The sequence below is a fragment of the Nocardiopsis deserti genome (assembly GCF_008638355.1).
GTDB lineage: Bacteria > Actinomycetota > Actinomycetes > Streptosporangiales > Streptosporangiaceae > Nocardiopsis > Nocardiopsis alborubida.
Genome location: NZ_VWVS01000020.1, coordinates 77,727 through 91,857 on the forward strand (window position 1 = coordinate 77,727; position 14,131 = coordinate 91,857).

The 14,131-nt window shown below is 73.0% G+C and carries 10 protein-coding genes and 1 riboswitch; all 10 genes read right to left on the bottom strand.

Going from position 1 to position 14,131, the window contains the following annotated elements; genetic code table 11:
• Positions 1 to 132: 132 nt before the first annotated feature.
• The 10 genes from FYW99_RS25560 to FYW99_RS25605 all read right to left on the bottom strand — a co-directional run bounded on the left by FYW99_RS25560 (position 133) and on the right by FYW99_RS25605 (position 14,010).
• Positions 133 to 1,401, bottom strand: coding sequence for a tetratricopeptide repeat protein (locus FYW99_RS25560; RefSeq protein WP_150254583.1), 1,269 nt, complete (start codon positions 1,399 to 1,401; stop codon positions 133 to 135).
• Positions 1,402 to 1,661: 260 nt separating this feature from the next.
• A complete protein-coding gene (gene gcvP, locus FYW99_RS25565) occupies positions 1,662 to 4,556 on the bottom strand; it encodes an aminomethyl-transferring glycine dehydrogenase (protein ID WP_150254584.1) in 2,895 nt (964 codons plus the stop codon).
• 98 nt (positions 4,557 to 4,654) lie between these two features.
• Positions 4,655 to 4,744, bottom strand: a riboswitch (glycine riboswitch).
• A 420-nt stretch (positions 4,745 to 5,164) separates the two neighbouring features.
• Positions 5,165 to 6,859 (bottom strand): glycoside hydrolase family 13 protein, encoded by a 1,695-nt coding sequence (locus FYW99_RS25570; protein WP_150254585.1) that lies wholly within the window; start codon positions 6,857 to 6,859, stop codon positions 5,165 to 5,167.
• A gap of 37 nt (positions 6,860 to 6,896) precedes the next feature.
• Positions 6,897 to 7,829: a carbohydrate ABC transporter permease gene (locus tag FYW99_RS25575; RefSeq protein ID WP_150254586.1), complete on the bottom strand. Its 933-nt coding sequence runs from the start codon at positions 7,827 to 7,829 to the stop codon at positions 6,897 to 6,899.
• 23 nt (positions 7,830 to 7,852) lie between these two features.
• Complete coding sequence (locus FYW99_RS25580; RefSeq protein WP_223839569.1) at positions 7,853 to 8,797, bottom strand: carbohydrate ABC transporter permease; 945 nt, start codon at positions 8,795 to 8,797, stop codon at positions 7,853 to 7,855.
• Between the two features lie 203 nt (positions 8,798 to 9,000).
• Positions 9,001 to 10,377: an ABC transporter substrate-binding protein gene (locus FYW99_RS25585; RefSeq protein ID WP_150254587.1), complete on the bottom strand. Its 1,377-nt coding sequence runs from the start codon at positions 10,375 to 10,377 to the stop codon at positions 9,001 to 9,003.
• Between the two features lie 291 nt (positions 10,378 to 10,668).
• Complete coding sequence (locus FYW99_RS25590) at positions 10,669 to 11,685, bottom strand: LacI family DNA-binding transcriptional regulator (protein WP_150254588.1); 1,017 nt, start codon at positions 11,683 to 11,685, stop codon at positions 10,669 to 10,671.
• Positions 11,686 to 11,869: 184 nt separating this feature from the next.
• On the bottom strand, positions 11,870 to 12,358 hold the full coding sequence (locus FYW99_RS25595) for a MerR family transcriptional regulator (protein ID WP_150254627.1): 489 nt from the start codon (positions 12,356 to 12,358) through the stop codon (positions 11,870 to 11,872).
• Between the two features lie 465 nt (positions 12,359 to 12,823).
• The gene (locus FYW99_RS25600; RefSeq protein WP_017564797.1) at positions 12,824 to 13,297 is read right to left on the bottom strand and encodes a bifunctional nuclease family protein; all 474 of its coding nucleotides are present in this window, start codon (positions 13,295 to 13,297) and stop codon (positions 12,824 to 12,826) included.
• 170 nt (positions 13,298 to 13,467) lie between these two features.
• Positions 13,468 to 14,010: an FHA domain-containing protein gene (locus FYW99_RS25605; protein WP_013152508.1), complete on the bottom strand. Its 543-nt coding sequence runs from the start codon at positions 14,008 to 14,010 to the stop codon at positions 13,468 to 13,470.
• Positions 14,011 to 14,131: the final 121 nt, after the last annotated feature.

Sequence of the window (14,131 nt, forward strand, 5' to 3'; positions counted from 1 at the left end):
CCGGCCACACCCACGCACCGCGGCCGCGAGACCGACGCGTCCCGCCCGTCGAGGGATACACGACCCCGGGCGGTGACGTGTCCCCTGGCGGCCCCTGGTGACCGCGCGAGCAACCGGGGCCCGCCCCGGCCCTCACTCCCGCACCGAGTCGGGCCACCCCTCCGGCAGCACGTCCTGGCCGCCCATCGCCTCACTCAGCCGACGCCGGAAGTCGGCGTGCACACCGGGCCCCCACACCAGCTCGCTCGGTGTGCGCAGCGCCTGCTCCATGGCCGACCGCAGCGCGGCCGGGCGCGCCTCCCCCTCCGCCACCGGCAGCGCCAACAGGGCGTGCATCTGGGTGACCACGGCGAACAGCTCCCCCGCCAGCGCGGGAGCGCTCGCGGTCGCCGCCGCCTCCTCCAGGTAGGGGTCCCACCACGGCTCCCCTGCCCCGCCGTCCCCTTCCTCCCCAGGCCCGGCGAAGGCCCGGCGCAGCCGCCGACGCACCTCCCCCGCGGTGTCCGGGTCCCGGTCGCCCAGGCCCAGCCGCCAGACCCGCTCGGCCGCGGCGGGGTCTCCGCGCAGGGCCAGCAGCCCCGCGAGGAGTTCCACGGCGGCGGCGAAGGTGCCCGGCGCGGCCCCCGCCCCCGCCTCCCCCGCGTCATCGGAAGCCTCGTCCGGGTCCACGACCGCGCCGACGTCGGCGATGGCGTGCTCCAGGTGGGCGGCGGCGCGCAGCAGGCGCAGACCGGGATCGTCCGCGACCGACAGACCGCGTTCGACCGCGGCCGCTGCGGCGCCCGGCAGCCCCCGCCCCAACAGGCGTTCGGCCAGGTCGCGGGAGGCGTCCACGACGGTGGTGGCGTGCAGGCGACCGAGCGAACCGGGATCGGACGGCAGTGCCAGCGCCGCCTCCCAGTGCTCCTCGGCCCCACCGGTGTCGCCGCGCCCCTCGGCGGAGCGGGCCAGCCCGTAGTGCGCCACGGCCGTGTAGTCGGCCCCGCCCAGGTCGAGCAGGCGGCGCCAGACGCGGTCGGCCTCGGCGTGGTCGCCGTCCTGTTCGAGGGAGAGCGCGAGGTGGTAGGCGGCGCGCGGGGCGTACCGCGAGTCGCCGGTGGCCAGGGCGCGGCGGGCGGCCTCGCGGGCGGCGGCCAGGTCGCCCCGCTGGTCCTCGACCACGGCCAGGCCGAGCAGGGCGCGGGCCTGCACCCGCGGGTGGGGATTGGCGGCCACCGCCTGCTGGTAGAGCTTGGCGGCGCGCTTGAGGTGGCCGCTACCGGCGAGGTCCTGGGCCTGGTCGCACAGTTCGGCGGCGCCCTGCCCGGTCGGCGCCTCGGCCTCGTCGGTGTCCCGGGGGTCGGTGGCCGGGGGCGGGTCGGCGGGGCCAGAGCGCGCGGAGGGTCCGGACGTCGTGGTCATGTCTCCGCTTTCCATGGGGGTGGCGGGGTGGCGGTCCGCGTGGTGGGAACGCGATCCGTGTCGCCGCAACTCTAACGCCTGCGGTGGCCGGGGACCGGAGGTCCGCGCCGGAGCCCCGAAGCCGTGGAGGCTGCCCGGTTCTTCCCCTCTCCCGGTGAGCATGGAGAACAGACCGCACTTTTACGACGTAGATCTACACGCGGGACAAGGAAGGGGCGCCGGTCCCAGGACCGGCGCCCCTCACCGCGGCCTCGGCCGCCCTACAGCTCGAAGGCCTCCGGCGGCGGGCAGGAGCAGACCAGGTTGCGGTCCCCGTAGGCCTGGTCGATCCGGCCGACCGGCGGCCAGTACTTGTCCGTGCGCAGCGACGCCAGCGGGTAGGCCGCCTCGGCGCGCGTGTAGCCATGCGACCACTCGTCGGCGGTCACCGCCTCCGCGGTGTGCGGGGCGTTGCGCAGCGGGTTGTCCGCCGCGTCCCACTCCCCCGAGGCCACCTTGTCGATCTCGCCGCGGATCGCGACCATCGCCTCCACGAAGCGGTCCAGCTCGGCGAGGTTCTCGCTCTCGGTCGGCTCCACCATCAGGGTGCCGTTGACCGGGAACGACATCGTCGGCGCGTGGAAGCCGTAGTCCATGAGCCGCTTGGCGAGGTCCTCGTTGCTGATGCCGCTGGCCTTCTGGAGCGGGCGGATGTCCACGACGCACTCGTGCGCCACCAGGCCGCCCGCACCGGTGTAGAGCACCGGGAAGTACGGCTCCAGCCGCCTGGCCAGGTAGTTCGCCGACAGCACCGCGACCTCGGTGGCCGAGCGCAGCCCCTCCTCGCCCATCATGCGCACGTAGGCCCAGGAGATGGGCAGGATGCCCGCCGAACCGAACGGGGCCGCCGAGACCGGGCCCACGCCCGTGTGCGGGCCCGCCTCGGGCTGGCCGGGGTGGTTGGGCAGGAAACCGGCCAGGTGTGAGCGGACCGCGACCGGGCCCACGCCCGGACCGCCGCCGCCGTGCGGGATGCAGAAGGTCTTGTGCAGGTTGAGGTGGCTGACGTCGGCCCCGAACTCGCCCGGTTTGGCCCAGCCCAGCAGCGCGTTGAGATTGGCGCCGTCCACGTACACCTGGCCGCCCGCCTCGTGGACCAGGCGGCACACCTCGGTGACGGTGTCCTCGTACACGCCGTGCGTGGACGGGTAGGTGATCATGATGGCGGCCAGGTCGTCGGCGTGCTTGCCGGTCTTGGCGCGCAGGTCCTCCAGGTCGACGTTGCCGTTGTCGTCACAGGCCACCACTGCCACGCGCATACCGGCCATCACGGCGCTGGCGGCGTTGGTGCCGTGCGCGGAGCTGGGGATCAGGCACACGTCGCGGTGGGCCTCGCCGCGCGAGCGGTGGTAGCCGCGGATGGCCAGCAGCCCGGCGAACTCGCCCTGGGACCCGGCGTTGGGCTGGAGGGACACCGCGTCGTAACCGGTGACCTCGGCCAGCCAGGCCTCCAGCTGGCGGATCAGGGCCACGCTCCCGGCGGCCTGGTCCAGCGGAGCCAGCGGGTGCAGCCCGGCGAACTCGGGCCAGGTGACGGGCTCCATCTCCGCGGTGGCGTTGAGCTTCATGGTGCACGAGCCCAGCGGGATCATCGTGCGGTCCAGGGCCAGGTCGCGGTCGGAGAGGCGGCGCATGTAGCGCAGCAGCGAGGTCTCGCTGCGGTGGGTGCCGAACACCGGGTGGGTGAGGTAGTCCACCTGTCGGGCCAGCTCGACGGGCAGGCGGTCGGCGTCCTCGTCCACGCTCAGGCGCACGCGCGAGGAGCCGCGCTCGGCCTCGCCGAAGGCGGCCAGCACCTTCTCCAGGTCGACCTCGGTGGTGGTCTCGTCCACGCTCACGCCGACCGTGTACTCGTCGGCGGTGAGCAGGTTGTACCCGGCCTCCAGCGCGGACTCCACGACGCGGGCGGCGCTGGGCACGCGCACGCGCAGGGTGTCGAAGTAGGAGTGGTGCAGGACCTCGAAGCCGCGCTCGGCGAGGGCGTCGGCCAGGGCCGCGGTGCGGGTGTGCACCTGGCGGGCGATCGCGCGCAGGCCGTCGGGGCCGTGGTAGACGGCGTACATCCCGGCCATGACGGCGAGCAGGACCTGCGCGGTGCAGATGTTGCTGGTGGCCTTCTCGCGGCGGATGTGCTGCTCGCGGGTCTGGAGCGCCAGGCGGTAGGCGGGCTTGCCCGCGTTGTCCACCGAGACGCCGACCAGGCGGCCGGGAAGCTGGCGGCGCAGCTTCTCGCCCACGGCCATGTAACCGGCGTGCGGGCCGCCGAAGCCGAGTGGGACGCCGAAGCGCTGGGTGGAGCCGACGGCGATGTCGGCGCCCAGGTCGCCGGGGCTGCGCAGCAGGGTCAGGGCGAGGATGTCGGCGGCCACCACCGCGAGGGCGCCTCGTTCGTGGGCCTGGGCGATGACCTGGCCCGGGTCGCGCACGGCGCCGCTGGAGGCGGGGTACTGCACCAGGACGCCGAAGGCGTCGCCCTCGGGCAGGCCCTGGGCCAGGTCGGCGACCACGACCTCGATGCCGAGGGGTTCGGCGCGGGTGCGCAGCACGTGCAGGGTCTGGGGGAAGACGTCGGCGTCGACGACGAAGACGTCGGCCTTGCTCTTGGAGGCCCGGCGGGTCAGGGTCATGGCCTCGGCGGCGGCGGTGGCCTCGTCGAGCAGGGAGGAGCCCGAGACGGGCAGGCCGGTCAGGTCGGAGACCATGGTCTGGAAGTTGAGCAGGGCCTCCAGGCGGCCCTGGGAGATCTCGGGCTGGTAGGGCGTGTAGGCCGTGTACCAGGCGGGGTTCTCCATGATGTTGCGCAGGATGACCGGCGGGGTGAGGGTGCCGTAGTACCCCTGGCCGATCAGCGAGGTGCGCACCTGGTTGCGGGCGGCCAGGTCGCGCAGTTCGGCCAGGGCCTCGGCCTCGCCCAGCGCCGGGGGCAGGTCCAGCGGCGCGCTGCGTCCGGGGCCGGTGAGGATGGACTCGGGCACGGCGTCGGCCATGAGTTCGGCGGTGGAGCCGTAGCCGACCGCCTTGAGCATCTCCTGGACCTCGGCGGGCGTGGGGCCGATGTGGCGGTCGGCGAACACCCGGGCGGGCGCGCCCGGGGTGTGCACGGGCTGGTCTGGCACGGAGACCTCCTGGTGACAGGGCCGAGTCGGGTCGGCGGTGTTCCTCACGGTCTCCCCCTCTGTCACCGGGCACGGCGGTGCCCAGGCTTCAGAGCGGCCTCCTCCACGCGGTCCATGGTGCCTGAGAGGTTACTGGGGAGTATTGCCCCGTCGGCGCCCCGTTGCGGGGTCTCTCTCGCGCGGTGTCGACAGCCAGCTGACGATCTGTACGTGTGTACAAGCAGGGTGAATGTCGGTTTTCATCCCTGTTGTGACTACGACCGTACTCGATCGTCGCCCCGGGCAGCGCTTCCGGGCAGGCGTTTCGCCCAGATCACACCGCGAGCCTGGAGGTTCCTCCAGGCGGCTGCGCCAGCGCACGGGAACGGAACCGTGTCCGCCTCCGTCGCGGCCTCGGGCGGCAGCGGCCCCGGGGTGCCCGTCCAGCGGAACCGACCGCGGTCAGGGGGTGGTCGACACCCCGGGGCGGCAGGCGGCACGCTCATGGGCCGACCGAAGACGTTGCTGGCGTGGCGCAAGTGGCCCTGAACTGCGATGATCTTGTACTTGTAGCGTGTCTCGGCCGCCCAACCCCGCTACAAGTACAAGATCACGACGGAGAGAACGGGTCAGCGCACGAGAAGGCGCAGCCACACGGCGGTGTCCGGGGGCAGCCGGTCGCCCTCCAGTGGCCCGCTGGCCACCAGCACCTCCACGTGGGCGGGCAGCTCCGCGGCCTCCGATCCCAGGTTGACCACACACGCCACGTCCGGCTTCCGCACGAACGCCAGCACCTCCGGCCCCGACTCCAGCCACCGCATCCCGGAACCGCCCCCGGCAGGAGGCGAGCCCAGGGCGGGCTCGGCCCGGCGCACGGTCAGCGCCCGGCGGTACAGGTTGAGCATGCTGGCGGGGTCCGCCGCCTGGGCCCGGGCGGTGTGCGCGGCCCACCCGTCGGGCTGGGGCAGCCAGGGCCGCGCGCCGTCCTCGGGGCCGAACCCGAACGGCGCCCGCTCCCCGGACCACGGCAGCGGTACCCGGCACCCGTCCCGGCCCCGGTCCGCGCCGCCCGACCGGGCGAACACCGGGTCGTCGATCCACTCCTCGGGCACGTCCACCTCGCCCAGGCCCAGCTCCTCGCCCTGGTACACGTACACCCCGCCCGGCAGCGCCATGGCCAGCAGCGCCGCCGCCCGCGCACGCCGGGTGCCCAGCTCCGGGTCGCTGGGCGCCCCGTACTGGCGGTCGGCGAAGGAGAACCCGGTGTCGGCCCTGCCGTAGCGCGTGACGTGCCGGGTGACGTCGTGGTTGGACAGCACCCACGTGGCAGGGGCTCCCACCGGGGCGTGCGCGGCCAGGGTGCGGTCGATGACCCCGCGCAGCGCCGCGGGCTCCCACGGGCAGCTCAGGAAGTCGAAGTTGAAGGCGCTGTGCAGCTCGTCCGGGCGCAGGTAGCGGGCGAACCGCTCGGGGTCGGGCAGCCACATCTCCCCCACGAACACCCGGTCGGGGCCGTAGGACTCGGCGATCGCGCGCCAGCGGCGGTAGATCTCGTGCACCCCGTCGCGGTCGGAGAAGGCCCGCTCGTCGGGCGCCCCACCCTCCTCGGGCTCGCGCGCGTCGGGCAGGTCCGGATCCTTGACCAGCCCGTCGGCCACGTCCACGCGGAACCCGTCCACGCCCCGGTCGAACCAGAACCGCAGCACGTCGTCGAACTCCGCGCGCACCCGGGGGTGCTCCCAGTTCAGGTCGGGCTGCTCGGCCGAGTACAGGTGCAGGTACCACTCCCCCGGCTCGCCGTCCGCCTCGGTCACCCGGGTCCAGGCCGGTCCGCCGAACCGGGAGCGCCAGTTGTTGGGCGGCAGGGAGCCGTCCGCGCCCCGGCCGGGCCGGAACCAGAACATCTCCCGCTCGGGCGTCCCCGGCCCCGCGGCCAGCGCCGCGCGGAACCACGCGTGCTCGCTGGAGCAGTGGTTGGGCACGATGTCGATGATCACCCGGATGCCGCGCGCGTGCGCGGCCTCCACCAGCCGCTTCGCCTGGTCGAGGCCGCCGTAGACCGGCGCGACGTCGGTGTAGTCGCTCACGTCGTACCCGCCGTCGGCCAGCGGCGAGGGGTACCAGGGGCTCATCCACAGGGCGTCCACCCCCAGCGCGGCCAGGTGGTCGATCTCCCGCAGGACTCCGGCCAGGTCGCCGATCCCGTCGCCGTCGCCGTCGGCGAAGCTGCGCGGGTAGACCTGGTAGATGGCGGCTCCGCGCCACCAGGCCGGGTCCGCGGACGAGGCGGGGTCCTGCGCGGGCAGGTGGAGGGTGTGGGCCACGGTGCTGCGTCCTTTCGAGGGGGTCGGCGGGGACGGGTCAGCCCTTGAGGGCTCCGGCGGACAGACCGGCGATGATCTGGCGCTGGAAGAGCAGGAACAGGGCGACCACGGGCAGGCTGGAGATCACCATTCCGGCGATGAGGGTGTTGAGCGGCATGTCGGTGGAGATCCGGGCCAGGTAGACGGTGATGGTCTGCACCTGCGGGTCCTGGAGCACCACCAGCGGCCAGACGAAGTCCTTCCACGCGGCCACGACCGCCAGGATCGAGACCACGGCCAGGATCGGCCTCGACAGCGGCAGCACGATCCGCAGCATCACCTGCACGGGTCCGGCACCGTCGAGCCGGGCCGCCTCCAGCAGGTCGGCGGGGATCTGGTCGAAGAACCTCTTGAGCACGAAGACGTTGAAGGCGTTGGCGCCCAGCGGCAGCCAGATCGCCCACGGGGTGTTGAGCAGGTTCAACCCGAGCAGGGGCACGTCGGCCACGGTCAGGTAGGTGGGGATGAGCAGCGCGGCGGCGGGCAGCATGAGGGTGGCCAGCATCATGCCCAGAAGCGCACGGCCCAGGACGGGGCGGAGCTTGGAGAGCGAGTAGGCGGCGGGGACGGCCACACCGAGCTGGAACAGCCAGGCGCCGCCCACCACCACGAACGTGTTCCACATGAAGTGGCCCAGGTCGAGGATGCCCCAGGCCTCGGTGTAGGTGGAGAAGCGCCACTCCCGGGGCAGCAGGGTGGGCGGGGTGCGCACGAGCTCGGCGGGCGGTTTGAGGGCGCCGGTGACCGCCAGGAGCATCGGGCCCAGGAACACGACGGTGGCCGAGGCGACCACGGTGACCAGGACGAGCCGGTAGGTCAGGCGCCCGCGCGTCCCGGCCAGCGTCAGCGGAGAGACGAGCGTGCGTTCGGCAGGGCGCGGCGGGTTCGGGCGGCGGCGCGCGCGGGGCGGCGCAGGGCGTGTGGGGGTCATGGCTTCCTCGCAGGGGGACGCGGTCAGCGGGGTCGGGTCGCCCACAGGTACAGGGCGGAGAAGAGGGCCAGGACCACGAAGAGCATCAGGCTCAGGGCGCTGGCCGCGCCGAAGTCGCCGAAGGTGAAGGCGTAGCGGTAGATGAGCAGCAGGACCGTGGTGGTGGCGCCCTCGGGGCCGCCGCCGGTGAGGATGTAGGGCTCCACGAACACCTGCATGGTCGCCACGACCTGCATCAGCAGCATGACGAGGATGACGAAGCGCATGTGCGGGACGGTCACCGTCCGCACCCGCTGGAGCAGGCCCGCGCCGTCGAGCTCTGCCGCCTCGTACAGCTCGCCGGGGATGCCCTGGAGCCCGGCCAGGTAGATCAGGGTGGCGGTGCCCAGGTTCGCCCAGGTGGAGACGATGACCAGCGAGAGCAGTGCGGTGTCGGCGGAGTTGAGCCACTGGAGGCCGGGCAGCCCGACCGCCCGCAGCGCGCCGTTGACCAGGCCGGGACCGGGGTCGTAGAACCACTTCCACAGCAGGGCCGAGACGATCGGCGGCAGCATGACCGGCAGGTAGACCGCCAGGCGCAGGTAACCGCGCGCGTGGCGCAGCTCGTTGAGCACCAGGGCCATGCCGAAGGGGAGGGCGAAGCCCAGCACCAGCGCCAGCAGGGTGAAGTAGCCGGTGTTGGCCCACGCGGTGGCGAACAGCGGGTCCCCGAACAGGGTGCGGAAGTTCTCCAGCCCCACCCAGTCGGGGGCGGCGACGAAGTTGACCCGTTGGAAGGCCAGCGCGACGCCGCGCGTGATGGGATACCAGGAGAAGAACACGAAGCAGACGAGGGCTCCGGACAGGAAGGCGTAGGCGACGGCGTTGGCGCCCAGGCGGCGCGCTCCCGCGCGCCCGGGGGCTCGGCGGCGGGCGGCCGGGCGCTCCCGCGTCCGCGCGGTCGCGGTCCGCAGGGCGAGGTCGGGCATGGGTGCCTCCGGTCGGCTGGGCGGCGGCCCGGGAGGCGGGCCGCCGCGGTGGGGAGTGGGGCTGGTCGTGGGCCCGGCCGGGGAGCTCGGACGAAGCACCCGGATGGGAGAGCTGGCCGGAACGCCCGGCCGCGGGGCGGGTCGGGACAGCCGACCGGAACGCCTGGCCGCGGTGCCCGGCCGCTGGCCGGCCCGGCTCGGGCTCAGCCGCCGAGGACCGCGTCGATCTCCTCCTCGGCCGTGGCCAGCAGCGCGTCGACGTCGGCGTCCTCGCGGGTCAGCACGGCCTGCATCACGGTGTCGAGGACGGCGTAGACCTGCTGGGCCTGCGGCGGCTCGACGAATCCGGGGACGTCGGGCTGGGCGTCGACGAAGGACTGGTAGTTCTCCAGGGGCACGTTGGCGTTGGCCTCCTTGAGCTCCAGCTGGGCCTCGCGGACGTCGCCCGTCCAGATGTCGGGCGTCGGGGCCATGGGCAGGCCGACCGGGGAGTCCAGGGCCAGGGCGTCGTCGACGGCGTCCTGGAAGCGGTCGGGGTTCAGGTACTTCCAGCTCAGCCAGGCCAGGCCCGCCTCGATCTGCTCCGGAGCGGCCTGCGGGTTGAACATGTACCCCTCGCCGCCGATCAGGGTGCCCCTCTGCTCGGGCATGGGGGCCAGCCCGTAGTCGGCGAAGTCGCCCTCGAAGTTGTCCACGACGGGCTTGAGGTTGTCGGGCGCCCCGACGTACATGCCGAGCGTCCCGGCGCCCATCATCCGCTGCAGGTCCTCGAACTCCAGCAGCTGGCGCTCGCCCATGGACCCGTCCTCCCAGCGCATGGCGTGGAGGGTCTCCAGCACGCGGCGGCCCTCGGCGTTGTCCACGGAGGCGGTCATGGAGTCGCGGTCCACCACCTCGGCGCCCAGGGAGTTCATCCAGGCGTTGAAGTGCCAGCCGCCCTGGTTGGCGGTGCTCAGCTCCCCGAAGCCGACGTAGTCCTCGTCCAGTGCGCTGACGGCCTCGGCCGCCTCGCGGACCTCCTCCCAGGTGGCGGGCGGGTCGTCGGGGTCGAGTCCGGCCTCCTCGAACAGGGTCCGGTTGTAGACCAGCCCCATGGAGTAGTTGGCGGTGGGCAGGCCGTACAGGCGTCCCTCCCCGTCCCGGAACACGTCGAGCAGCCCCGGCTGGAGCTGGTCCACGACGCCGAGCGCCTCGGCCTGCTCGGTGATGTCGGCGGCTTGACCGCGCTCGATCAGCGTCGCCGGGTCGGTGAAGTAGACGTAGAAGACGTCCTCCAGCTGGCCGCCCGCGAGCTTGGCCTGGAAGGTCTCGGGGTCCATGAAGCCCTCGCGGGGTTCGATGTCGATGTCGGGGTGCAGCTCCTCGAACTCGGCGACGTCGGCGTCGAAGATCTCCCGCTCGACCTGGAGGGCCGCCTCGGGCTGGCCGTTGACGACGAGGGTCACCCGGCCGGAGCCGCCGCCGTCATCCGGGGCGCAGCCGCTGACAGCGACCAGCAGCGCCGCGGCCGCGGCCGGGAGCGCGGTGCGGGTGCGGAATCCGCGGGTGCGCCCGGGGAGTACGGCACGTGTTGTGTCCATGGCCTGGTCGTTCCTCTCCGGCTCCTCCCCCGAGTGAAGCCACGTGATGGTGCCGGAACTATAGAACCGATCGACACAGAATCGCAAGAAACCAACTAAGTTACGCAAATCGACGACACAAGCCAGAAATGCAGGGATAATGAGGCCTGCATCACCTTCCGAAGTCGCCCCAACCCGCCTAACGAAGGCATAACGAAGGGGTGCGGCGAGGATCGCCGCACCCCTTTTCCTCCGCACCGCCGTCCGGTGGCCTGACCTCCCGGGGCGCCGGACACACCGCCGGGCGGCCCCTCAGCCTCCCGTTCGCGCCGTCTGGGGGGCCGGGCCCGCCGAGGCCCGCACCACCAGCTCCGGTTCGAACATCAGCTCCGCCCGGGAGACCGGGCCGCCGTCGATCCACCGCGCCAGCAGTTCCACCGCCGAACGGCCCATGGCCTCGATCGGCTGGCGCACCGTGGTCAGCGGCGGATCGGTGCAGGCCATCAGCGGCGAGTCGTCGTAGCCCACCACGGACACGTCCCCGGGCACCGACAGCCCGCGTCGGCGGGCGGCGCGCACCGCGCCCAGCGCCATGACGTCACTCGCGCACAGGATGCCCGTGACGCCCCTCTCCAGCAGCCGGTCCGCGGCGGCCCGCCCGTTCTCCATCGAGTACAGGGCGTGTTCCACCACGGGCTCGGCGCCCGTCCCGTCCGCGCACGCGCGCAGGGCGGCCCGCTTGCGCCGGGAGGGCACGTGGTCGGGCGGGCCCGCCACCATGCCGATGCGCTCGTGGCCCAGGGCGCGCAGGTGGCCGACCACCTGCTCGACGGCCACCGCGTCGTCGCAGGCCACCCGGGGGAAGTCCAGGGAGTCGATGGCGGCGTTGATGAGCACCGTGGGCAGGTTGCGCTCGTGCAGGTGCTCGTAGTGGGCGTGCGCGGCGTCCTCCTGGGCGTACAGGCCGCCCGCGAAGACGATGCCCGAGACCTGCTGGGCGAGCAGCAGGTCGACGTAGTCCTCCTCCGAGACCCCTCCGGCGGTGCGCGTGCACAGCACCGGCGCGAACCCGCGCTGGGCCAGCGCCGTCGCCATGACCTCGGCCAGCGCGGGGAATATCGGGTTCCGGAGCTCGGGCAGGACCAGGCCCACCAGGCGCGCGCGCTCCCCCCTCAGCTGGGTGGGGCGCTCGTACCCGAGGACGTCCAGGGCGGTCAGGACCGCCTCGCGTGTGCTGGAGGAGACGCCGGGCTTGCCGTTGAGGACCCGGCTGACCGTGGCCTCGCTCACCCCGACCTTCTCGGCGACCTCCGCGAGTCGACGTTTCATGCCACCAAGGTACGGCATCGGACGCAAGCCGTTTGCATGCGCTTGCGCTGGCTGCCATTCGTTTGCGGATGCCGGCCCCCGGGATGCGAGGCCGTGTGGGAGGGGACCGCCGAGCCGCGGGGCGGCGCGTGACGGGACAACCGGGGACCGGCCCACGGGGGCCGGACACGGGGGTCCGCCCGCCTCAGCCGGTGCGGCGTTCCCTGCGGCGCCTGGCCAGCTCGTCCACGGGCTGGGGCGCCGCGGCGGGCAGGTCGGCCCGTTCCTCGGCCGGAACCACGCCCAGGGCCTCCTCCAGCTCGCGCCAGACGTTGCCCAGCGCCAGGCCGAACATGCCCTGCCCGCGCTGCATGAGGTCCACGACCTCCTCCGGGGAGGTGCACTCGTAGACGCTGACGCCGTCGCTCATGAGGGTGATGCGGGCGAGGTCGGGGGCGGGGCGGCCGCGCAGGTGGTCGACCGCGGTGCGGATCTGTTGGAGGGAGATCCCGGTGTCCAGGAGCCGTTTGGCGACCTTGAGCAACAGGATGTCGGGGAGGCTGTACAGGGGGGCGTTGTGGGCTCCGGTGCGCACACTCGGCTCCACCAGGCCGGTCCTGGCCCAGTAGTCGAGCTGGCGGTAGCTGATCCCGGCGGCCGTACACGCCGCGGGGCCCCGATACCCGGCGTCCATAGGCAGCGCCACCACGTCCTCTTCGCACAGTAGGCCCTGCTGCCCCGCTAGCCGCAGCGCGGACCGCCTGTCATGGGGATCCCGCTTGCCGCTCGCTACCGCCACGCCGACCTCCGGCTTCTCGTCCCACGGCGGTCTCGACAGGGGATGTCCACTCAGGGAACGGGTGCGCCGTGGGTTCCACTGCACTGAAGGTAGGACGGCCGACCGGCAGCGTCAACGACACCGCGCGGCGCGTCGCCAAGTGCGCGCGGCACCGGTGTGCCGGGGCCTCCCCGGTGGCGCCCGACGCGCACCCGGGGGTTTCGGCCCTGATCATTACGACCACTTCCGTTACCCAATCTATCACCGGCCCCGCGGATGAAGTCGCAGGTCGGGGTGTGTCCTCCCGGGGCACGCCACCGCCGTGGCGCGGGACCCGCGCGCGGGCGCGGGCCCCGGGGAGAGTACACGTTCGCCGCCGGACTACTCCGCGCGCCTGCCGAAGTCCTCGGGCGAGATGTTGTCCAGGAACTCCCGGAACGCCTCGACCTGGTCCTCCTGCTCGTCCGGAATCGGCATCCCGGCCTCGTCGATCACGTCCTCGTGCGCGTAGATGGGTGTGCCCGTCCGTAACGCCAGGGCGATCGAGTCGGAGGGGCGCGCGCTCACCTCCACACCGTTGCTGAAGACCAGCTGGGCGTAGAAGATGCCGTCGCTGAGGCCGGTGATGTTCACCGTCTTGAGCCCGGTGTCCAGTGCGTCGAGGACGTCCCGGAACAGGTCGTGGGTGAGCGGTCTGGCCGGTGCGACGCCCTGTTGGGCCAGCGCGATCGCGGTGGCCTCCACGCCGCCGATCCAGATCGGCAGGTAGCGGTCGCCTTCGGCTTCCTTGAGCAGGACAATCGGCTGGTTCGAGGGCATCTCAACACGGACGCCGACGACCTCCATGTGCTTCACAGCGTCTCCGTCCCACGGGTCGTGATGCCGGATGGGCGCTCGTCCCTGCTCCCGCTGCGGGTCAGGACCCGAGGGCGAAATCGGCACCCTTCGTTACAAAGCTCTCCGGCGGCGGGGGGCCGCAAACCTCATCGGCCCACCCGCCGCTCCCTCGGCCGTCCCCGCGCCGGTCAGCGGCGCGGTTTGGTCAGCAGGACCATCCGGAACTTGCCGATCTGGATCTCGTCCCCTCCCCCGAGCTGCGCCTCGTCGACCGGCTCGCGGTTGACGTAGGTGCCGTTGAGGCTGCCCACGTCGCGGACCCCGAACCCGTCGCCGCGGCGGAAGAACTCCACGTGGCGTCGGGAGACGGTGACGTCGTCCAGGAAGATGTCGCTGTTGGGGTGGCGGCCGGCGGTGGTCACGTCACTGTCCAGCAGGAAACGGCTCCCGGCGTTGGGGCCGCGCCTGACCACCAGCAGCGCCGTGCCCGGCGGCAGAGCGTCGGGGTTGGCGGGGTCGTCGCCGCCCAGCTCGTCGCCGGACTCCTCCTCTTCCAGGGCCTGTATGCCCGAGAGGGAGATCGTGGACGTGACGTCTCCGCCGGAGTCCCTGCCAGTGCCGGGTCGGGGGCCCTGCTGTTCGGCTCTGCGGATCGGAGTTCCGCAGTGGGAGCAGAAACGGGCATCATCCGCAACGGCGTGACCGCACTGCGTGCAGTAAACGCTCGACATAGGTCGGCTCGGCCTCCTACCGCACGGGGCGGTGCTTGATTGGGCTGATCGGTGGCACGCACCGGGCGTCGGGCGGGCACGTGGCCCGCACACCGTCCGGTACGCGGTGAGGCGGCCCGCT